General features: G+C 60.8%; 18 protein-coding genes. 8 read left to right on the forward strand and 10 right to left on the reverse strand.

Annotation, left to right across the window (positions count from 1 at the left end; all coding sequences use genetic code 11):
• Positions 1 to 298: 298 nt before the first annotated feature.
• Together ATY75_RS24380 and ATY75_RS24385 are read left to right on the forward strand one after the other, a co-directional pair.
• Positions 299 to 589 (forward strand): hypothetical protein, encoded by a 291-nt coding sequence (locus tag ATY75_RS24380; RefSeq protein WP_088939520.1) that lies wholly within the window; start codon positions 299 to 301, stop codon positions 587 to 589.
• 335 nt (positions 590 to 924) lie between these two features.
• The gene (locus ATY75_RS24385; protein WP_088939521.1) at positions 925 to 2,379 is read left to right on the forward strand and encodes an ATP-binding protein; all 1,455 of its coding nucleotides are present in this window, start codon (positions 925 to 927) and stop codon (positions 2,377 to 2,379) included.
• Positions 2,380 to 2,459: 80 nt separating this feature from the next.
• Here the strand turns inward: ATY75_RS24385 and ATY75_RS24390 are convergent, their stop codons facing one another.
• From ATY75_RS24390 to ATY75_RS24400, 3 genes are read right to left on the reverse strand one after another with little or no spacing between them, the layout of a single operon-like run.
• Positions 2,460 to 5,723 (reverse strand): error-prone DNA polymerase, encoded by a 3,264-nt coding sequence (locus ATY75_RS24390; RefSeq protein WP_088939522.1) that lies wholly within the window; start codon positions 5,721 to 5,723, stop codon positions 2,460 to 2,462.
• Positions 5,723 to 7,237, reverse strand: a complete 1,515-nt coding sequence (locus tag ATY75_RS24395; RefSeq protein WP_184345211.1) for a DNA polymerase Y family protein — start codon at positions 7,235 to 7,237, stop codon at positions 5,723 to 5,725. Before ATY75_RS24395 ends, ATY75_RS24390 begins: the two co-directional genes overlap by 1 nt.
• Complete coding sequence (locus tag ATY75_RS24400) at positions 7,158 to 7,913, reverse strand: ImuA family protein (RefSeq protein ID WP_088939524.1); 756 nt, start codon at positions 7,911 to 7,913, stop codon at positions 7,158 to 7,160. Before ATY75_RS24400 ends, ATY75_RS24395 begins: the two co-directional genes overlap by 80 nt.
• A gap of 473 nt (positions 7,914 to 8,386) precedes the next feature.
• Between ATY75_RS24400 and ATY75_RS24410 the strand changes: the two genes are divergently transcribed.
• Complete coding sequence (locus ATY75_RS24410) at positions 8,387 to 8,722, forward strand: hypothetical protein (RefSeq protein WP_088939526.1); 336 nt, start codon at positions 8,387 to 8,389, stop codon at positions 8,720 to 8,722.
• 126 nt (positions 8,723 to 8,848) lie between these two features.
• On the opposite strand, the gene ATY75_RS24415 is transcribed toward ATY75_RS24410, so the two are convergent.
• The 3 genes from ATY75_RS24415 to ATY75_RS24425 all read right to left on the reverse strand — a co-directional run bounded on the left by ATY75_RS24415 (position 8,849) and on the right by ATY75_RS24425 (position 10,614).
• Positions 8,849 to 9,928 carry a hypothetical protein gene (locus ATY75_RS24415; protein ID WP_225881143.1) on the reverse strand — a complete coding sequence of 360 codons (1,080 nt, stop codon included), beginning with the start codon at positions 9,926 to 9,928 and terminating at the stop codon, positions 8,849 to 8,851.
• A gap of 51 nt (positions 9,929 to 9,979) precedes the next feature.
• Positions 9,980 to 10,216: a hypothetical protein gene (locus ATY75_RS24420; RefSeq protein WP_088939527.1), complete on the reverse strand. Its 237-nt coding sequence runs from the start codon at positions 10,214 to 10,216 to the stop codon at positions 9,980 to 9,982.
• A gap of 221 nt (positions 10,217 to 10,437) precedes the next feature.
• Positions 10,438 to 10,614 (reverse strand): hypothetical protein, encoded by a 177-nt coding sequence (locus ATY75_RS24425; protein WP_088939528.1) that lies wholly within the window; start codon positions 10,612 to 10,614, stop codon positions 10,438 to 10,440.
• Positions 10,615 to 10,812: 198 nt separating this feature from the next.
• Here ATY75_RS24425 and ATY75_RS24430 point away from each other — a divergent pair, with 198 nt between their 5' ends.
• The 3 genes from ATY75_RS24430 to ligD (ATY75_RS24440) are packed head-to-tail and all read left to right on the forward strand — an operon-like array spanning position 10,813 to position 13,573.
• Positions 10,813 to 11,709 carry a Ku protein gene (locus tag ATY75_RS24430; RefSeq protein WP_088939529.1) on the forward strand — a complete coding sequence of 299 codons (897 nt, stop codon included), beginning with the start codon at positions 10,813 to 10,815 and terminating at the stop codon, positions 11,707 to 11,709.
• A gap of 14 nt (positions 11,710 to 11,723) precedes the next feature.
• The gene (locus tag ATY75_RS24435) at positions 11,724 to 12,533 is read left to right on the forward strand and encodes a Ku protein (RefSeq protein ID WP_088939530.1); all 810 of its coding nucleotides are present in this window, start codon (positions 11,724 to 11,726) and stop codon (positions 12,531 to 12,533) included.
• On the forward strand, positions 12,530 to 13,573 hold the full coding sequence (gene ligD / locus ATY75_RS24440; RefSeq protein ID WP_088939531.1) for a non-homologous end-joining DNA ligase: 1,044 nt from the start codon (positions 12,530 to 12,532) through the stop codon (positions 13,571 to 13,573). Before ATY75_RS24435 ends, ligD (ATY75_RS24440) begins: the two co-directional genes overlap by 4 nt.
• A gap of 79 nt (positions 13,574 to 13,652) precedes the next feature.
• Here ligD (ATY75_RS24440) and ATY75_RS24445 read toward each other — a convergent pair whose 3' ends face one another.
• The 3 genes from ATY75_RS24445 to ATY75_RS24455 form a co-directional block, all read right to left on the reverse strand.
• Entirely contained in the window at positions 13,653 to 13,910 is a 258-nt protein-coding gene (locus tag ATY75_RS24445; RefSeq protein WP_088939532.1) for a hypothetical protein, read from the reverse strand.
• A 130-nt stretch (positions 13,911 to 14,040) separates the two neighbouring features.
• Positions 14,041 to 16,683: a DNA ligase D gene (gene ligD / locus ATY75_RS24450; protein WP_088939533.1), complete on the reverse strand. Its 2,643-nt coding sequence runs from the start codon at positions 16,681 to 16,683 to the stop codon at positions 14,041 to 14,043.
• A 46-nt stretch (positions 16,684 to 16,729) separates the two neighbouring features.
• Positions 16,730 to 17,038 carry a hypothetical protein gene (locus ATY75_RS24455; RefSeq protein ID WP_088939534.1) on the reverse strand — a complete coding sequence of 103 codons (309 nt, stop codon included), beginning with the start codon at positions 17,036 to 17,038 and terminating at the stop codon, positions 16,730 to 16,732.
• Positions 17,039 to 17,215: 177 nt separating this feature from the next.
• Between ATY75_RS24455 and dinB the strand changes: the two genes are divergently transcribed.
• The gene (gene dinB, locus ATY75_RS24460) at positions 17,216 to 18,304 is read left to right on the forward strand and encodes a DNA polymerase IV (RefSeq protein WP_088939535.1); all 1,089 of its coding nucleotides are present in this window, start codon (positions 17,216 to 17,218) and stop codon (positions 18,302 to 18,304) included.
• On the opposite strand, the gene ATY75_RS24465 is transcribed toward dinB, so the two are convergent.
• Positions 18,301 to 18,798 carry an SOS response-associated peptidase gene (locus tag ATY75_RS24465; protein ID WP_184345209.1) on the reverse strand — a complete coding sequence of 166 codons (498 nt, stop codon included), beginning with the start codon at positions 18,796 to 18,798 and terminating at the stop codon, positions 18,301 to 18,303. The genes dinB and ATY75_RS24465 overlap by 4 nt on opposite strands.
• Positions 18,799 to 18,855: 57 nt before the next feature.
• Here ATY75_RS24465 and ATY75_RS24470 point away from each other — a divergent pair, with 57 nt between their 5' ends.
• Positions 18,856 to 19,446 carry an SOS response-associated peptidase gene (locus ATY75_RS24470; protein ID WP_088939536.1) on the forward strand — a complete coding sequence of 197 codons (591 nt, stop codon included), beginning with the start codon at positions 18,856 to 18,858 and terminating at the stop codon, positions 19,444 to 19,446.
• The last annotated feature ends 68 nt before the right edge of the window (positions 19,447 to 19,514 follow it).

The following is a 19,514-nucleotide window of genomic DNA, read 5'->3' on the forward strand; positions in this document are numbered from 1 at the left end:
GCATGGGGTTCTTCTCGCCGAACTCTGCACCCGTAGCCGAGCCTACTTCCAGCTCCATCAGCCGCTCGGCAGCAAAGCCGATCATCTCACGCAACAAATCTGCATCCGCGCTCTTCTCAACAAGTGATCCGGGGTCTCCTGGGCAAAGGCCGTCGCGATGAAGGCGGATACGACCCGCCGGCCGCTCTTGCCGGCATGCGCGAGCACGGTCCTCATGATGGCAAGCTTCGGCACTTTCGGCCTGATTTAATCGGCGACACTGCGCCATTGTGCGCTTGCTGCCTAGCGCACGTTCATCATGTCATTGGTCATCGGTGGTCTTTCCGTTAGGTTGGTCTTGAACAACCCGACCCTAGCGGAAAACACTGATGGCCGCCCGCAAAGCCGATCACCCGCTACAGCGCAACGAGAAGCGCGCGGGCACTCGGCTTTGCTACCTTCCGCCACCTACACCACGTGCTGGGACACGATCAGCTATGCCATTCAGGACACGCCGGATGTGGTGCAGCAGCATTACGGTCGATTCCTGCCGCAGGATAAGGCAGCGCTGGCTGCTAAGATTTTGAATCAGGTATGGGAAGCTGCATGAGGATGCTGAAGATGACAGATTAAGAGCGCATACGTCCGGTGGGCAATTTCAAGACTATATAAACAGTCTACCGCTTTGGTGTCTAAGTTATTGTTTCTAATGAGAACCACTCCTCACGCATGCTTAGATTCGGATATAATAGGGATAAAAGCGGAGTAGCCAAAATTTACATTTAGAAAAGCAGTCGCAGCAGGGCTGGTTCAAAACGAGGATAAAAAGTTTCCTAGACCGTCCTGCTGCATCGCTTTGTTTTTATTCCGAATTGTTGCCGGCCTTGATCGAAAAATGCTGCTGGAGCAATCGAATCTGATATAAGGGGGATAAAAGAGGACCGCATGCCAATTCATGATCCCTGCGCACTTCTCAATCGGTTGCTGCAAGAGCCGTCCGAGAGTGCGTGGCTCGAGTTCAAGGTCAATAACAAGGATCCGCGTGAAATTGGAGAGTACGTGTCGGCGCTGGCGAATTCTGCAATGCTGCTTGGTCGAGATCGTGCCTTTCTCGTATTTGGGATAGAAGACAGGACTAAGAGACGCGTCGGTACCGAACTCCGCCTGCAGCAACTAAAGCAGGGCAACGAGGATTTCACCAACTGGCTCGCCCGAATGGTCGAGCCACGGGTGCTGATCGAGGTGCTGGACTTTGTGTGCGACGGCTTGGCTTACTCAATCGTCGCCATTGAGCCTTCCTATGAGCGGCCCGTGAAATTTTCCGGTGCGGAATTTATCAGGATTGGCGAAAACAAGAAAAAGCTTGCCGAGTTTCCTGAACACGAACGTGCTCTCTGGATAGCGACTGGTCGAAGACGTTTCGAAACCGCGGTCGCGTTATCGAATGTAACGGCAGACGATATATTCGCGATGCTGGATCCAGATCCGATTTATGATCTGACCGATGAGCCAAGGCCAAAAAATAATCAAGAAATCATTCGAAAAATGGTTGATGCAGGCTTCCTTCTCGACAACCTCGAGGGAAGGTTCGACATCACCAACTTAGGCGCAATTATGCTAGCGCGTGATGTAACGGCTTTCCCATCAATCGCGGGGAAGACGGTTCGCATTGTCAAATATTCCGGCCGTGATAAGTCCCGTTCCGACTTTGAACAGGAGGGCAGGAAGGGGTATGCTGTCGCTTTCACGGCAATGATGCGGTTTCTGATGGAGAGGCTGCCGAAGGACGAGCGGTATATCGATGGCGTTCGACGGATGGTGCCGCATTTCCCGGAAACCGCTGTACGCGAGGTTATTGCGAACGCTCTTATTCACCAAGACTTTATGGCAACCGGCGTTGGACCAGTCGTTGAAATCTACGACAACCGCATCGAGGTTACCAATCCCGGCAACTCCCTAATCAACACCGATCGTATTCTGGACGAACGTCGATCGAGAAACGAAAAGCTTGCTGCAACCATGCGTTCTTTCGGACTGTGTGAGGAGCGCGGCGGCGGTCTCGACAAAACCCTGATAGAAATCGAAGCGCAGCGGCTGCCTCCCCCAGACTTCATCTCATCTGAGCATTCGATGCGTGTCGTACTGTTTGCGCCGAAGGGCTTCGGCCAGATGTCAAAGGCGGAAAAATTGCGTGCCTGCTTTTTTCATTGCGTCCTTCGGTGGCTCACCCACGATTACATGAGCAATGCGACGCTACGCGAGCGTTTTTCATTGGCTCCGGAAGAGTATCAGGCCGTTTCCGCTGTGATTGCAGAGTCAATCAAACTAGGCCGTATTGCTCCGGCGGACCCGGATCAAGGCAAGCGCAATGCGAGGTATATTCCGTATTGGGCGGGATGATACTACGAAGCCAAAGTGGACAGAATAATTTAACGCCTTGAACCAATACGGACCTACGACCCGTTGTTCCCTCCCATGTATCAATGAAAATTCCGGCTCTTGATTTTCAGCGTATCGATATGAAGATCCGGCGTGAACATGTCCCTCGCCCGAACCCCCGGAGGCGCTTTTTCGCGTGAATCGGGACTGCCGGGAGAGCCATGGGCGAACTCGTCACCGCGCCCGGTCGGCGGATGAAACGTGCCGTCGCGCCCCGCAAGCCCTGATAGATCACCCGACAAATCGAAGAGCTGCTGCGCGACCAGGTGAACCACCTCGCCTTCGCGCTGGATCCTGCCGTTGATCGCCATCATGCTGGCGCCGAGCACCACCCGGCGCGACCGTTCAAACAGCTTCGGCCAGACGACGACATTGGCAATGCCGGTCTCGTCCTCGATGGTGATGAACATCACACCCTTCGCCGAACCAGGCCGCTGGCGCACCAGCACCAGCCCGGCCGCCATAAGCCACTTTCCGTCGCGTGCCGCCGTCGCCTGCGCACAGGTGACGATCCGGCGCTTATCGAGGTCGGCCCGCAGGAAACTCAAAGGGTGCTCCCGGAGCGTCAGCCCGACGTGACTGTAGTCTTCGACGACGTTGTGCCCGTCGGTCATCTGCCTGAGTTCGACGTTCGGCTCCTGCTGCTCGGCGATCGCCCGCGCTTCGCGTTCGGCCGCGGCGGTGAACAGAGGCAGCGGCTCGTCGCGCAGCGCCTTGATCGCCCAGAGCGCATCGCGTCGTTCGAGCCGCAATGACGGCAGGAACGCGTCGGCCTCGGCGAGCTCGACGAGGGAAGCAACTGGCACACCAGACCGGCGCCACATATCGTCCACCGATGCGAAGGGCTCGTCGGCGCGCGCGGCGACAATGCGGGCGGCGTCGGCGGTCGCCAAGCCGCGCACCAGACGCATGCCGAGCCGCACCGCATGCCGGTCAGTGCCTTCGACCTCCTCAAGCGTGCAGTCCCAACGCGACCGGTTGATGCAGACCGGTCGCACCTCGACGCCGTGTTTCTTCGCATCGATGACGATTTGAGCGGGCGCATAAAAGCCCATCGGCTGAGAATTCAACAGAGCCGCACAAAACACATCCGGGAAATGACATTTGATGTAGCTGCTGGCATAGGCGATCAGCGCGAAACTGGCAGCATGGCTTTCAGGGAAACCATAGGATCCGAAGCCTTCCAATTGGCCGAAGGTGCGCTTTGCAAACTCTGGCGAATAGCCGTTGCGGATCATGCCGGAAACGAGCTTGTCCTCAAACCTGCTGACGCCGCCGGTGAACTTGAACGTCGCCATCGATTTGCGGAGCTGGTCGGCTTCGCCGCCCGTGAAACCAGCACAGACCATCGCGATCTTCATCGCCGACTCCTGGAACAACGGCACGCCCAGCGTCCTGTGCAAGACCGCCTCCAGTTCGGGGGTCGGATATTCGACCTTCTCCTTGCCCTCGCGGCGTCGAAGGTATGGATGGACCATGTCGCCCTGGATAGGCCCGGGGCGGACAATCGCCACCTGGATGACGAGGTCATAAAAGGTTTCCGGTTTCATCCGCGGGAGCATCGACATCTGCGCCCGGCTCTCGATCTGGAAGGTGCCAAGCGTGTCGGCCTTGCAGATCATCGCATAGGTCGCCGCGTCTTCCTGCGGGATGGTGGCGAGGTCGATATCCTGATGCTTGTGCGCGCCGATCAGCGCGAAGGCCTTGGCCATGCAGGTCAGCATCCCGAGCGCCAGCACATCGACCTTCATCATTTTGAGCGCCTCGACGTCGTCCTTGTCCCATTCGATCACCTGGCGGTCGGCCATCGCCGCCGGCTCGATCGGCACGAGATGATCGAGCCTGTCGTGGGTCAGGACAAATCCACCCGGGTGCTGACCGAGATGGCGCGGTGCTCCCATCAGCTGCTGGGCAAGCCGCAGCGTCAAGGCGAGACGTCGATCCTCCGGATTGAGGCCAAGGGCCCGCACTTGGCTCTCGCCGACGGTTTCCGACCAGGACCAGATGCCGGAGGAAAGCGCCTTAATCAGGTCCTCGGGCAGGCCGAGCGCCTTGCCGACATCACGAATGGCGCCCTTGGCGCGGTAGCGGGTCACGGTGGAGCAGAGCGCCGCCTTGTCATGGCCGTAGGTCTTGTAGATCCATTGGATCACCTCCTCCCGCCTCTCATGCTCGAAATCGACGTCGATATCGGGCGGCTCGTCGCGCTCCTGGCTGACGAAGCGCTCGAAGAGGAGATCATTGGTATCAGGGTCGATGGAGGTGATGCCGAGCACGTAGCAGACTGCGGAATTCGCCGCCGATCCCCTGCCCTGGCAGAGAATTCCCTGGGATCGGGCATAGCGGACGATCGAGAACACCGTCAGGAAATAGGGGGCGTATTTCATCGTCTCGATCAGAGCGAGTTCATGCCGGATCGTTTTTTCGACATGCGCCGGCAGCCCTTCCGGATAGCGCGTCTCCACGCCTTCCGAGGTGTAGTGCTCCAGCGACTGTTGCGCCGTCATGCCCGGGATCAACGCCTCCTCGGGATATTGATAAACGAGCTCCTCCAGACTGAACCTGCAGCGCGCGACGATTTCCATCGTGCGTGCCAGCGCTTCCGGATAGCGGGGAAACAGACGCGCCATTTCTTCCGGCGGTTTGATGAAGCGGTCGGCGTGGCGCTCGCGCTCGAAGCCGACGTCATCGATGGTCGTGCCGGTGCGAATGCAGGTGACGACATCCTGAAGCTGTCGCCGGCCCGGCTCATGAAACAGGACATCGTTGGTGACGACCGTCTTCACCCGGTACTGCGCCGCCAGGTTCGACAGCTCGTGCAGCCGCAACTGATCGTTCGGCCGCCGGCGCAGACAGAGCGAGACGTAGGCGCGGTCCCCGAAAATTTCCGCCATCTTCCTCAGTTGCACGGCGCAGGCATCGTCCGGCATATCCGGAACCAGGATGCCGATCAGGCCTTCGGAATAGAGCCTGACATCCTCAAGATGCAGGATGCAGTGGGCTTTGCCACCGCGGCCCTTGCCCAATGTCAAAAGCCGCGTCAGCCGCGAATAGGCGGCGCGATCGGTGGGATAGACGAGGATCGACATGCCGTCGGCGAGATCGAGCCGGCAACCGACGACGAGCCGCAGGCCGGTGGCGCGCGAGGCTTCGAGCGCCCGAACGATGCCGGCCAGGCTGTTGCGGTCGACGACGCCGAGCGCCTCGATGCCCATGAGCTTGGCGGCCGCAAAAAGCTCTTCCGCCGAGCTTGCGCCGCGAAGGAACGAGAAATGCGTGGTGACCTGCAGTTCGGCGTAGCGCATCAGGCAAACACCCCATGCAGGAACCATTTGAGCGATCCGGTGTCAGCATCGACGCCGTCGCCCGACCGGAAAATCCAAAAACGCTCGCCGGCTTCATCCTCGACGACAAAATAGTCGCGAACGGCAACCCATTCGGAGCTGCGTTGCCACCATTCCCCGAATATGCGCTCCGGACCGTCGGCGCGCTTCACCCGGCGCCGTTTGCCGCGCCAGGTAAAGGAGACCGGCGGATGATCGGGCAGAAGCGCAATCACCTCGATCTGTTCCGGACGGGCCAGAAGTCGGGATGGCCGCGGCCAATGCAGCGGCCAGGTCGCGCCGATCTCGTCAGCCGTCGGTGCGATCCGCCGGACACTGCGCTCGGGCACGTCGCTTGCCACCGGCGCGACGCGGAAAATCCGCTGGCCGCCGCGGTTTCCCAGCACGTCGATCAGCGGTGTGACATCGGTCACCTGTTCTCCGATCAGCGAAGACGTTGACTGCGTCTCGACGAGCGGCTCGGCGATGATGGCGGCGAGGCTCAGCTTCTCGATGCCGAAGCCAGGCTCGATCTTCTCGATCCGATCGCGGAAGAGTTTTGTCAGCCAGGCGATATCTCGGACGGGCTTGGCCGTGCCCGCCCGGAGCGACTGAATTGTGTTGTCGACGCGGTGGACGATCAGGTCGGCGCGCCGCACGCCAAGTCCTCGTTTCTCAAGCTCAAGGCAGAGCTGCCGCACCAGGCGGCTCACATATTTCTCGATCGTCTCCGGGGCGCCGATCGGTTCGGCAAAAGATTTTTGGACCTCGACGAGATCAGCCGGCCGGATCGGGTCGATGGGCTCGGCGAGCCGGCCGAACATCTGGTCGAGGCGGCGCCCGACCTCGGGCCCGAAACGCAACGTCAGCGGCGCCCGCGGCGTCACTGCCAAATCGCCGACAGTGGCGAAGCCGAGGGTACGGAGGCTTCCGACGATCTCGGCAGGCAGCCGCAGCGACGATAGCGGCAGACGATTGACCGCTTTGGCGGTCTCGCCACCCGGGATGATGATGGTCTCGCGATCCGTGGACCGGACGAGCGCATGCGCCGCACCCCGAGTGTCGGCGATTGCCGCGCGCGCGGCGAGACCCCGGGCGCGGAAGCGGTTGACGAGACCGGAGAGCATCAGGTCCTCGCCACCCTGCAGATGGTCGGCGCCCTCGGTATCCATGACGATACCATCAGGGGGATCCATGGCAACGACGGGAGAATATTGCGACAAGGCCCAAAGCGTCAGCCGTTCGAGTGTCGCGAGGTCGGCCACTGGGTCGGCATCCACCATCGTCAACCCCTGGACCAGCGCCTGCGCCTTGGCGGCCGGCATGCCGACGCGCAAGCCCAGCTTGGCAGCCGCTTGATCGGCCGCCGCCACCCATCGCTTCGAACCGCTCCTGGCGATCACAACCAGCGGCGTGTCAGGATTGAGCGAAGGATCGGCGCGCCTGATCCTGTCGGTTGGCAGCATCGGAAGAAAGACAGATACGACCCTTGCCATCACATGCTCCGATAATGAATTCTCCTCCCTCGCCTGCCCTGACCCGCATGAGTTCTGCCAGCCACCGCGCGCGGCCGACGCCCGGCACGGGGAGCGGCTCGGACGGCAGCACCGAGATCCGCCAGCGGGTCGCAGCGGCCGTCGGTATGCCGAAATCGGAGGCTTCCGTCTGGCGCCGCCATCGGCGGATCACCAGGCCCAATGTGCCGGACTTTTCCGCCGCGAGCTGCAGCCGGCGCGATGCCGTCATCGGCAGGCGCACCAGTTCGGCGACGACGGCGCCGAGGCCGCCATAGCGCAAAGCTTCTTCGAAGCTCGCCAGCACCGTCTCTTCCTTGTCGCATTCGACGAAGATGACGCGATCGGGGTGAAGGCCGACCGAGGCGAGCGCGGGAAAGAACAGATCGAAACGGGTGAGGCACCAGACCACCTTGCCGGTGGTGCGAGCCGCGATGCCGCCGATGAAGAGCGCCGCGGCCGCGCCATCGATCGCGCCGTTTCCGCCGCCGGCGACTTCGTGCAGCGCACCAAAGGCCAGGCCGCCACCCGGCAGCTGCGCGTCAAGCTCGGCCAGCCCGAACGGAAGGACGGATGTTCGTCGCGCTGCAGTCCCTTCGAGATGCTGGATGCGGTCTCGAAGATCGGAGATGATCGGGTTTGCGCTGGTCTGCGCCATTCGGAAGCCTTCGTCAGTATGGGTTTTCATCTCGCTCGAAAGCGAGTATGTTCCCTATTTGTTCCGACACGGCATGTGAGTCAATGTGCATATACAGGCGAGTGATCGACGGGCTGCAACCTGCCCATTTGCTGCACTACCGGAAGAACCAGTGAATTCAATTGGCTAACAATGGTCGGCTGACAGGCTCTAAAAATGTCATCGATAAGAAAAAATACCTATGACGGTCCAACGCTCCGCGACTTCCGGGGATCGGTCGTCACTGTCGAGTGCACTGCATGTGATCGGAATACGGAGTTCGATCGAAAGATCCTGGTCAAGCAGTACGGCGCGAGTTTCACATTCCACCAGCTTCGCCGGCGGCTGAGCCTCGGCTGCCCTCGTCTGATTTCGGAAGATGGCGTCGACCGCTGCCAGACCCGTTTCCCTTGTCTAACTGCCAATGGCCTTTCATTTAGCAAGGAGGATACCCCATGACGGAAAACGTCGTATCGTTCGAGGAAAAGCGCCTCGAGGCGTTGTCTGGGACGATCTTCGGAACGACGGCCGAAGAACGGAACCTGGCCGCAATCCGCTCGAACATCGAATTTGCCAGAAATGAGCTGGCGCTTGTTCAAAGCTATATCGATCTCGCCTATGGCGGAGAAATCGTCTACACGCCGAATGACGGCACGAGACCACAGGCGGAGGCCCTTGCGCATCTTGGCAGCGTTCTTTCCAACTACGAACAGGCGCTGTTCGATAAGATCGGCAGCCTGGAATACGAGCTGGAAATGCTGGAATTTCCGCCCGATCACGATGAGGAATGAAATGAACGATCCAGCGCGGGAATATAACGAGGGCTGTATTAGAAGGATTGATGAAGGAATTTGCGCGCGGCACGTCTGAGCTGATGAATGCCTGGTCAGAACATTCTAACCTCTTGGCAACTGCGATCAGTACACTTGCACGCCGCGCCGCTCCAACTCCTCGAAGATCTCCCGAGGAGCCGGCTTCTTGCGAAACCGCCCCGCTTCTTTAAGCGCCGGCAGATCGAGCAATGCATCGACATTTTCGGACGGGACGTTGATCTCGACCCGCTCGAGCTTCTTGAGCGGCACGAGAGCGTGGATATCGACCTTGTCGATCATGGCGTTGACCGAAAAGCTTTTCAGGTTGGGGCAGAACCGAATGCCGGAGAGATCCTTCACATCGAAGGCGTTTTCTTCGCCGCCCCAGAAATACCAGGCGAACGGATAGATCGCCGCGCCGCCATCGAGCTCGATATCCTCGACGGAGGCCAGCAGTTCCTCGGTGAGCGGATAGCGGACCAGATAATCCAGCGCTTCCGGGATAAGTTCGTAACCGTCCTTCTCCAGATCGACCTCACGCCCGAGCACATGGGTCGCAAGCTGTTCAGGTGTGCCGAGATCAAGCAGTTTCGCATAGAGAAGCGAGGACAGCACCGCCAGCTTCAGGTTCGAATCCGAGAAAGGAGCGCCGGGAGCGCCGGCCACAGCAGGGTAAGGCGGAGCACTCGGCTCCGCATATTCAGCTTTTGGATTGAAGATGGCGATGCCGGAAACTGCATCGAACGTAATGCGGACGGACAAGATGCCTTCCGGCAGGTGCTTCGTTCCGAAACGCGCACCGCCACTCGTCGCACTTTCTTTGCCGATCTCCATATCCGGCACTGTGGCGCGAAGATCGGCGAGCGATATCCCCATGGGAATGCCCGCGATGGTATGCATGAAGCGGGAATTGAAATCGATCCTGCCGATCAGCCCTTTTCGATCGATCCGCACGATAACGCCATGTGTGTTTTCGAGAATGTCGATCACGCCGCCCTTGTGCGGCGCCGGCGTCCGCCAGACAGACCCCATCGCCTTTTCGACCGCCGAGATTGGCATGCCGGGCCGCAGCGTTGCAAGGGCTGAAGGATCAACCGGCTCGTTCGACGCCGCCATGCCTTCGCCTCCCGCTGCAAGGGACAGCGCCAGAATAGCCGTGCCGATCAGAAATTCCCGTTTTCGCATGGACCCGCCTCTAGCCGAACAGGCGTAAAAACTGTTCTGACCGCATGGTGATCAGCGCTGCACCTGGTGCGTGTCCAATGCAGCGAGGCGCTCGGCTTCCGCCATCGCCGCGGCTTTTGTTTTGAAAGGACCCATGTCGTGCTCCTCAGTGTCAGGCAGCCACTTTGCGAGGAACCACCATCCGCCCGGGCGGTAGCTGGAACTGCTTCGAATCGAACCGACGCCGTTGGCGAAGAACCAGCCGGAATCCATCCCGTCCTGCTGCCATTCGATGCTCGTATCCGTCATGACATACCCAATGGCTGACGATTTATGCTGTCATTTAATCCATCCGGTGTGGCCACGGCAACACCTCGTCGATGTCGCCGGTAGGAAGGTCATTCGATATCGGCATCGGCGACCAGACGCGGAAGGGTCCACCCGGGTTAAAGCTACGTTTGGAAAGTAAGCGATCGAAAAATTCAGTCGCCCAATTCATTCGCGCATCTGAAATCAGGTTTCAACAGGTCTCAGTGCTTGCGGTCACCCTTGTCGCCCTGCCCTGGCTTGGCCACGTGTTTCGCGTCGCGGCGTGCGTCAGCTGAGAGCGACCGCGATACGTCATCGCTTTCCTTGAACCTGCCCTTCTTGTCGCGGCGGACGTAGCGTTTATCGGTGCCGGTATCGATCAGTTCACGCTTGCTCATAGCAGGACTCCTTTGGGGTTGTTCCACCCAGAAAACGCGCGCCAACCCTAAAAGACGCATGGAATCATTGACCTAGGCAGGACTCGCAAAACGCGCAGCCGAATAGAGCTAAGTCATTGAAAAATGATTCGTTTCGAGTCGGAACGATTCGCCACCGAATCACTTGAATCGCCTGAGTTGCGTCGGGAGTACCAGGTCATGGCGGGTCCAAGAGCGAATTGGAAAGGCTACATCAAGTTCGGGGAAGTCTCCTGCCCTGTGGCCCTCTATACGGCCGCCTCCTCATCGGAACGCATCGCCTTCAACACCCTCAATCGAAAAACCGGCAACCGGGTCAAGCGCGAGTTCATCGACAGTGAAACCGGCGATCCTGTCGAGCGCGACGACCAGGTCAAGGGCTACGAGATCGAGAACGGCCAATACGTCGTGCTCGAGCCCGAGGAAGTTGCCGCGGCCGTGCCCGAAAGCAACAAGACCCTTGTCATCGAGGCCTTCATTCCCTGTTCGCAGATCGACACCACCTATTTCGACAAGCCTTATTACCTCGCGCCCGACAAGATGGGCACGGATGCCTTCCTGCTGCTGCGCGACGGCATGAAAAAGCAGAGCGTTGCCGCTATTGCCCGAACCGTGCTCTTTCGCCGGCTGCGCACCGTTCTCATCCGGGCGCACGGCAAGGGCCTGATCGCCTCGACGATGAACTTCGACTACGAGGTCCGCTCGGCGGAAAAGGCGTTCGAAGAGATGCCCGATTTGAAGATCGAAGGCGAAATGCTCGAGCTTGCCGAACACATCATCGCCACCAAGAAGGGCAGCTTCGACGCCAGCACCTTTGAAGACCGTTATGAGGCTGCCGTTGCAGAGCTGGTGAAAGCCAAGATCGAGGGCCGCGCTCTGCCGAAGAAGAGGCCGCCGGTAGCATCCAAGCCCAGTGACCTGCTGCAGGCCCTGCGCGAAAGTGCCGGTATCGGCGGGAAGGAGACGAAACCGAAACGCACCGCCGCCAATGCCAACCGGGGAGCCGGCCGCCAGAAAGCGGCCAAGCCCGCCGCGAAAGCGAAGCAGGCCGCAGCACCCACCCGTCGTGCCAGCTGATCGGAGGAGACACCATGGCTCTACGTCCCTACTGGCGAGGCTATCTCAAACTCTCGCTCGTCACCTGCCCGGTGCAGATGATGCCGGCCACCTCAGAGAGCGAGAAGGTCCGTTTCCATACGCTCAATCGCCAGACCCAGAACCGCGTCGTCAGCCACTACGTCGATTCCGTCACTGGCAAGGACGTCAAGGAAGAAGACGAGGTCAAGGGCTATCAGCGCGGCGAAGACGAGTACGTCATTCTCGAAGACGAGGAGCTTGAAAACGTGGCGCTGGAGAGCACGAAAACCATCGACATCTCCACCTTCACGCCGCGAGACAGCATCGAGTGGATCTGGCTCGACACGCCCTACTATCTCTCCCCCAACGACCCGGTCGGACAGGAAGCATTCTCGGTCATCCGCGACGCCATGGAAGCGCAGAACATGGTCGGCATATCCCGGCTGGTGATCTCGCGCCGCGAGCGCGCCGTCATGCTCGAGCCACGCGGCAAGGGTATCATCCTCTGGACGCTCCGTTATGGCGACGAGGTCCGCGATGAAGACAGCTATTTCGAGGCAATCGGCGACGAAAAGGCCGATTCAGACATGATGCCGCTCGTCCAGCAGCTGATCAAAAGGCAGACGAAAGACTGGAGCCCCAAGATGGTGGCCGATCCTGTCCAGGAGCGCCTGCTCGACATCATCGCCGCCAAGAAGAAGGCCATAAAGAAACCTGCGAAAGCCAAAGGCAAACCCGCGCCGTCGGCTCCGGCAAACAACGTGGTGAATATCATGGATGCCTTGAAGAAGTCGGTCGCGGCCGAACAGCGGGCCGGCAAATGAGCCGGCGCGCCAAACCGCTGCTGCAGGACGAGTCCGTCGCCAAGTCCAAGCCCGCGCGGCGGCGCGATCCGGCACAGCCCAATCTTCCGTTCGATCCGATGCCGGGCCGTATCGAGCCGTGCCTCGCGCTCCTGAAGCCGGCTCCGCCGCAAGGACCGGATTGGGCATTCGAGGTGAAGTGGGACGGGTATCGCCTCGCCATCCACATCGAGCCAAAGGGCGTCAGGATCATCACCCGCGGCGGGCACGACTGGACGCATCGTTTTCCGGTGATCGCTGAAGCTGCCAGGACGCTGGGGGTCGGGACCGCGATCCTCGATGGCGAGGCCGTCGTGCTCGACAAGCAAGGGCGTTCGGATTTCGGGGCGCTGCAGCGTTCGCTTGGCGGGCGCGGTGGCAAGCGCTCGTCGACGGAGTCGGTGTTTTTCGCGTTCGACCTTCTCTATTTCGACGGCCATGATCTGACCGGAACCGAACTCTCGGTTCGCCGGCACTTGCTGGAAGATTTTCTCGATGGCGCCACCGGCGCGATCCAGCTGTCGGACGAAGTCTATGGCGATGGTGCAGAACTCCTGGCGAATGCCTGCTCGATGGGGCTCGAAGGCATCATCGCCAAGCATCGCGATCGGCCCTATCGCTCCGGTCGCACCGGCGACTGGCTGAAGATCAAATGCATCCAGAGCGAAAGCTTCATGATCGTCGGCTACGAGCAGTCGACGGTCGCGCGCGGCGGGATCGGCAGCCTGCTGCTCGCAGCGCGCAAGGGGCATGACTGGGTATATGCCGGCTCGGTCGGAACGGGCTTCAACACAAAGAATGCCCAAGAGTTGCGCACGACGCTCGACAAGCTGAAGACCAGGCAGCCGGCCGTGCCGCTCAAGGGCAAGAACCTGGTCTTTGCCCAGCCGACCCTGATCGCAGAGATCGAATTTCGCGGCTGGACCAAAGACGGCAGTTTACGGCACGCCTCCTACAAGGGCCTGCGTGAAGTCCAGGACAATGCCGCGGTCTTCGACATCAACGACAAGCCGGCCGACTGAGATGCGCAGGACGCTCCACCGTTGTCGGGAGCGCGCGTAGCGGGCGGGGTTGGAAGTAACCTTCCTGATCAAGCCAATTTCAAAATGCGTCCCTGATCGGAAACATGTCCTCACCGTAGTGGTGAAGCCGCGTGTGATGCCGCCGGCATAACCAGCGTACCCTCAATGGCTCGTCATATTGATCGTGATGGGCATCGACAGCTTCGGCGCCGCAGACCTCGCAGGTTTGCTTTTCCAGTTCGCCCGCCTTGACTGCTCGCTGCACGGCAAGATGAGCGTCATATTTGCCGGGATTGGCGCGACGCCAGTTCGCCTGGCGCGTATCGGTCTTCAGCATCGGTGCTCCTGCCCTGATGACAAAGGGGGACGAGGCGTTTGTCGCTGCATTTCAGCTTTACGCCATATAGCCAGATTCGCGGCGATCAACAATGATTGCAGGTCGCGACCCGGAAGCGACCCTCTGGAGATCACGCTGCGCGCCTCGATTTTCCCAGGCGCTTGATCGCCTGCTCCAGCGGGCGCTCGCCGTCACAGTAGTCCCGCCAGGCGGAGCACCGGACAAGGAGCGACGGCACAGTGCGGACGGTAAAGCGCTTCGGGTCGAGATCGGACTTCACCTGCTCCCAGGTGAGCGGCATCGACACGGTGGCGCCGGGCCGCGCGCGCAGTGACAGCGGTGCGACGGCCGTCGCCATGCGATCGTTCCTGAGATAATCGAGGAAGATGCGGCCGCCTCGCAGGCTCTTGGTCATCTTGATGAGATAAAGGTCGGGATTGTCGCGCGCCATCTGTTGGCAGACGGCATGCGCAAATCCCTTGGCCTCGGCCCAAGCGAGAGGCTTGCGCTTGTTGACGGCGAGCGGGGTGACGACATGCAGCCCCTTGCCGCCCGTGGTCTTGCAGAAGCTGACGAGGCCGAGTTCATCCAACCGGTCACGCATCTCGCGGGCAGCCGCGACCACCGTCGCGAAGGGCACGTCGGGGCCGGGGTCAAGGTCGAACACCAGCCGGCCGGGCACTTCCGGTTTTCCGGGTTGGCAATTCCAAGGATGCAGCTCGACACCGCCGATCTGGGCGATCGCCGCAAGCCCCTCGATCCGGTCGATCTGCAGGTAAGGCTTTTTGTCGCCGAACACTTTCACTAGTTCGAGAAGATTGGATGTGCCGGGCATCGCATGGCGCTGAAAGAACTGCTCGCCGCCAATGCCGTCCGGCGCGCGAATGATCGAACATGGCCGGCCCTTGATATGCTCGATCAGCCAGGCGCCGACGGTTTCATGGTAGCGCGCAAGATCTTCCTTGGTGACCGGCTCGCCGTCGCCGTCGCCGGCATCCGGCCAGAGCGGCTTGTCGGGATTTGAGATGAGTACCCCCATGACCTCCGCCTTCGCGCCTTTGCGGCGTACGGGCTTATGTTCGGCGCCCGCGGCAGGTTCAGCGGTTTCGGTTTTGGCGGGCGGCGCCGGCTTCTCGGCCTCGACCTCTTTCGCCGGCTTGTCCTCGCGCAATCCCTTGAAGGCGGCCTGGCGGACGAGGCCGTCAGCGGTCCAGCCTTCGAACTCGATTTCGGCGACAAGCTCGGGCTTCACCCAGAGAACCTCGGCTTCCTTCTTCGGAGCGCCTATACCGGTGAACGGTGATCGCGCCGTCTCGAGCGCCTTCAGTTTCGGCAGCAGCATCTCGACTTTCCGGACGCCGTAGCCGGTTCCGACACGGCCGACATAGGCAAAGTGATCGCCGCGGTGGACTCCGACCAGAAGAGATCGGAACCTGCCGTTGGTCCTGGCGTATCCGCCGATCACCACCTCATGGCCGGCCCGGCATTTCGACTTCCCCCAGCTGTCGGTGCGGCCGGATTGATAAGGTGCATCCATCTGTTTGGAGATGACGCCCTCGAGATGCAGCTTGCAGGCGGATCGCAGCACCGCGTCACCACCGGACTCGAAATGCTCGACGTAGCGGATGCGAGGATCGTCGCCTGCATCGTTGAGGAGTTTCTTCAGCCGCTCCTTCCGCTCGACCAGACGCATCGATCGCAGGTCCTCGCCGCCGTCGAACAGAAGGTCGAAGGCGAAATAGACCAGGTTCCCCGTCGTGCCTTCCGACAGGGCGGCCTGGAGGGAGGCGAAATCGGGAGCGCCGTTTTCGTCGAGCGCGCAAATCTCGCCATCGATGATGCAGTCGGGCAGTCCGGACGCCGCATCCGCGATCTCAGGATACTTCGCGGTCCAGTCGAGGCCCTTGCGTGTCTTCAGCGTTGCCCTTCCGTCGGCGACACGCATCTGGATCCGATAACCGTCGAACTTGATCTCGTGCAGCCAATCGTCGCCGGCCGGTGGACGATCGAGCCGATCGCAAAGCTGCGGCTCGATAAAATCCGGCAGATCGGCGGCGGTGGAGGTCGCCACAACCTTAGGAGACTTCTTCTTGCGCTCGTCGGCGGCCAGGCCATGTTTGCTGTCCCAGACGGCGTCCGCCTCGACATCCGCATTCGCCATCATGAACGGCCGCGGCTTGCGCCCCTTGCCCTCGGCGATTTGCTCCATGCTGCGGCCGGAAGCGACGGAGGTCGCGTTCTCCTCCAGGACAGCCGCACCGTTGTCTTCAACGGAATGATCGTCATGATGCTTGATCAGCAGCCAATTGGTCCGCTTGCCGCCATCGCGGTCGTTGCGCATCCGGACCAGGACGAAACTACCATGCAGTCGCTTGCCTTGAAGCGTGAACTTGAAGTCGCCTTTCCTCAAAGCCTCTTCCGGAGACGTGCGGCCTTCCGGCTCCCAGTAGCCGCGGTCCCACAACATCACCGTGCCGCCGCCATACTGCCCCTTCGGGATCGTGCCTTCGAAGTCGCCGTAGTCGAGCGGGTGATCCTCGACCTCGACCGCGAGCCGCTTGTCATGCGGATCGAGCGATGGCCCCTTGGTCACCGCCCAGGACTTGAACACACCATCGAGCTCGAGCCTGAGATCATAGTGCAGCCGCGTGGCGTCGTGCTTCTGGATCACGAACCGCCGCCGGTTCGATGGTTTGACGCCCGCTTCCCCGCTCGGTTCGCTGGTCTTCCTGAAATCGCGCTTGGCCCGATATTTCGAGAGATTGTCGGCCATGGAACTTGTGAACTCCTCTCAACGCGCGACAGTGGGAAACGTCTGCTCAGCGGTGGGACACCCGGAGCGCGCCGGCGTCTCCGAGACTGCGCTGGACGGCGGCGATCTGGCTGGGCGCGATATCCGCCGAGACCTCGATCTCGCCTTCGAGCGGCGCGTCGCGACGCGCGCCATCGTCATGCGAGGCATCGCCGCCTGACGGCGCCGAGCCGGCGGTGTTGCGGTCGCCGGCCGCCTGGATGAAAATATCCGGCCTCGCGATACCGTGCTGCTGGACCAGATGTTCGACGGCAAGGTCCGCGGCTTCTCTTGTCTCGAAGGTCGCTCTGATCGTCGTGGTGCTGTCGTCCGCCATTGGGGGCTCCCGGTGATGATTTCCACAGGACGAGAACGCCGCCGGCGGCTGGTAGTTTCGACGGCAGGTCCGATGCGCCCCTCGAAAAGGTTGATATCGCGCCGAAGCCTGCTATGTTCTTGCTTTGTTTCGGCGCGAACTCCTGATGCCGATCCCGTCGCGATCGCTGAAGCCGCCATGAACGACATGAGCTCGACCCCCGTCCGAAAAATCGTCCATGTGGACATGGACGCGTTTTACGCGTCGGTCGAGCAGCGCGATAACCCGGAATTGCGCGGCAAGCCGATTGCCGTCGGCGGATCCGCCGCGCGCGGCGTTGTGGCGGCGGCGAGCTACGAGGCGCGTGCCTATGGCGTGCACTCGGCGATGCCGTCGGTGACCGCCAAGCGAAAATGCCCGGATCTGATCTTCGTGCCGCCGCGCTTCGACGTCTACAAGGCGGTGTCGCAGCAGATCCGCGAGATCTTCGCCGAATACACGCCTCTCATTGAGCCGCTGTCGCTCGACGAGGCCTATCTCGATGTCACGCATAATCTCAAGGGCATGGAGATCGCCACCGAGATCGCGCTAGAGATCCGCGCCAAGATCAAAGAGATCACCGGCCTCAATGCCTCGGCCGGGATTTCCTACAACAAGTTCCTCGCCAAGATGGCGAGCGACCTCAACAAGCCCAATGGCCAGGCCGTCATCACGCCGAAGAACGGCCTGGCTTTCGTCGAGGCCCTCCCCGTCAAGAAATTCCATGGCGTAGGCCCGGCAACGGCCGAAAAGATGCACCGGCTCGGGATCGAGACAGGCGCCGACCTCAAGCAGCACACCCTCGAGTTTCTGGTCGAGCATTTCGGGAAGTCAGGCCCCTATTTCTATGGTATTGCCCGCGGCATCGACGAGCGTCAGGTCAAGCCGAACCGGGTGCGCAAATCCGTGGGCGCCGAGGATACGTTTTCGCAGGACCTCCATGCCTATGAGCCGGCCCGCGAAGGGCTTCAGCCGCTGATCGAAAAGGTCTGGGGTTACTGCGAGGCCAATGGGATCGGCGCCAAGACGGTGACGCTCAAGGTCAAATACGCCGACTTCAACCAGATCACCCGCAGCAAGACAGTTCCGGCACCTGTCGCGGCGATCACCGATCTGGAGGATATCGTCGGCCTGCTGCTGACGCCGATCTTTCCACCCCGAAAGGGCATCCGCCTGCTCGGCGTTTCGCTGTCGTCACTGGAGCGGCGGAACTCCGGAACGGAGCCGCAGTTGCGATTGGCGCTTTAGACGGCCAGCATATTTTGGGCAAAAGCACCGGCGTGCCGCTTGACGCGGAATGTTCCCGCCGGCAGCGGCCGCAGGATTTCCTCTTCCGGAAGAAGTCCGTCGAGCCAGGCCATGCGTTCTTCCCGTGGCAGCACCGCCATCTGCCGGTCGTGGAAGGGCGCGATATCGGCATTCGCCGCGATAGTCAGGATGGCGTAGGCCTCGGGCCAGCCATTAGTCGCAGGCCGCCAGATCCCCGCGAAATAGAACCAGTCGCCGTTGGCGAGCGAGAAGCTGAAGCTCTTGTGACGAAACTCCGAGGCCGGCACCAGGCAACACTGGCTCGGGAACGTCCGTCCTTCCGATCGGACGACGTTGACGGCGCGCGGACCACCGTCGCGAGGGCGCAGCCCCCACGGCAGCTCCACCATCTCCACATCGCCGTCATGACGCCTTATGATCACGCGGCGCTCGTCGAACGGGGCGTCGGACTGGAAAACGGTCGCGCTCATCATAGATAGAACATATCAGGAACACCACTGAGAGACAATCAGACTTGAGACGGAGGACGCATGTGCAATGATTATCGGCTTGTGGTGGATGTCGCCTCGATCATCGAGGATTTCGCTGACCTCAAGATCAAGATCCGTTTCGGCGAAGGCGCGCCGAACCTCGAAGCGCGGGAGGACATCAAGATCACCGATCTTGGCCCCATCGTCAGGACAATCGACGGCGCCCGCGATGAGGCGGAACTCGTGCAGCGGCGCTGGAGCTGGCCGGGGCCGAACAAGCGGCCGGTGTATAATTTCCGGTCGGAGGGCCGGGCGTTCGATTCCAATCGCTGCCTGATCGTTGCGGACGGGTTTTACGAGTTCACCGATCCGAAGGACCCGAAAAAGAAGCGCAAGGACAAGTGGCTGTTCACCAAGAAGGACGAACCGATCTTCTGCATTGCCGGCATCTGGCGCGAGACGGCGGACGTCGGGCAAGCCTTTACCATGCTGACGATGGAGCCGGGGCCGGACATAGCGCCCTACCATGACCGGCAGATCGTCATCCTCGAGCGCGACGCCTGGGCCGACTGGCTTGATCCAACGGTTTCCGCGAAGTCGCTGATCAAGTCGCTTCCCATGGGATCGCTGTCTGTAGAGCAGGTTGGCTGAAGCACATGCCTCCGAGCCGGATGGCAACCGGCATCGATCGCGAGAATGTTCGAAAATAATTGCCCGTG

This window comes from Rhizobium sp. N122 (assembly GCF_002211295.1).
Taxonomy (GTDB): domain Bacteria; phylum Pseudomonadota; class Alphaproteobacteria; order Rhizobiales; family Rhizobiaceae; genus Rhizobium.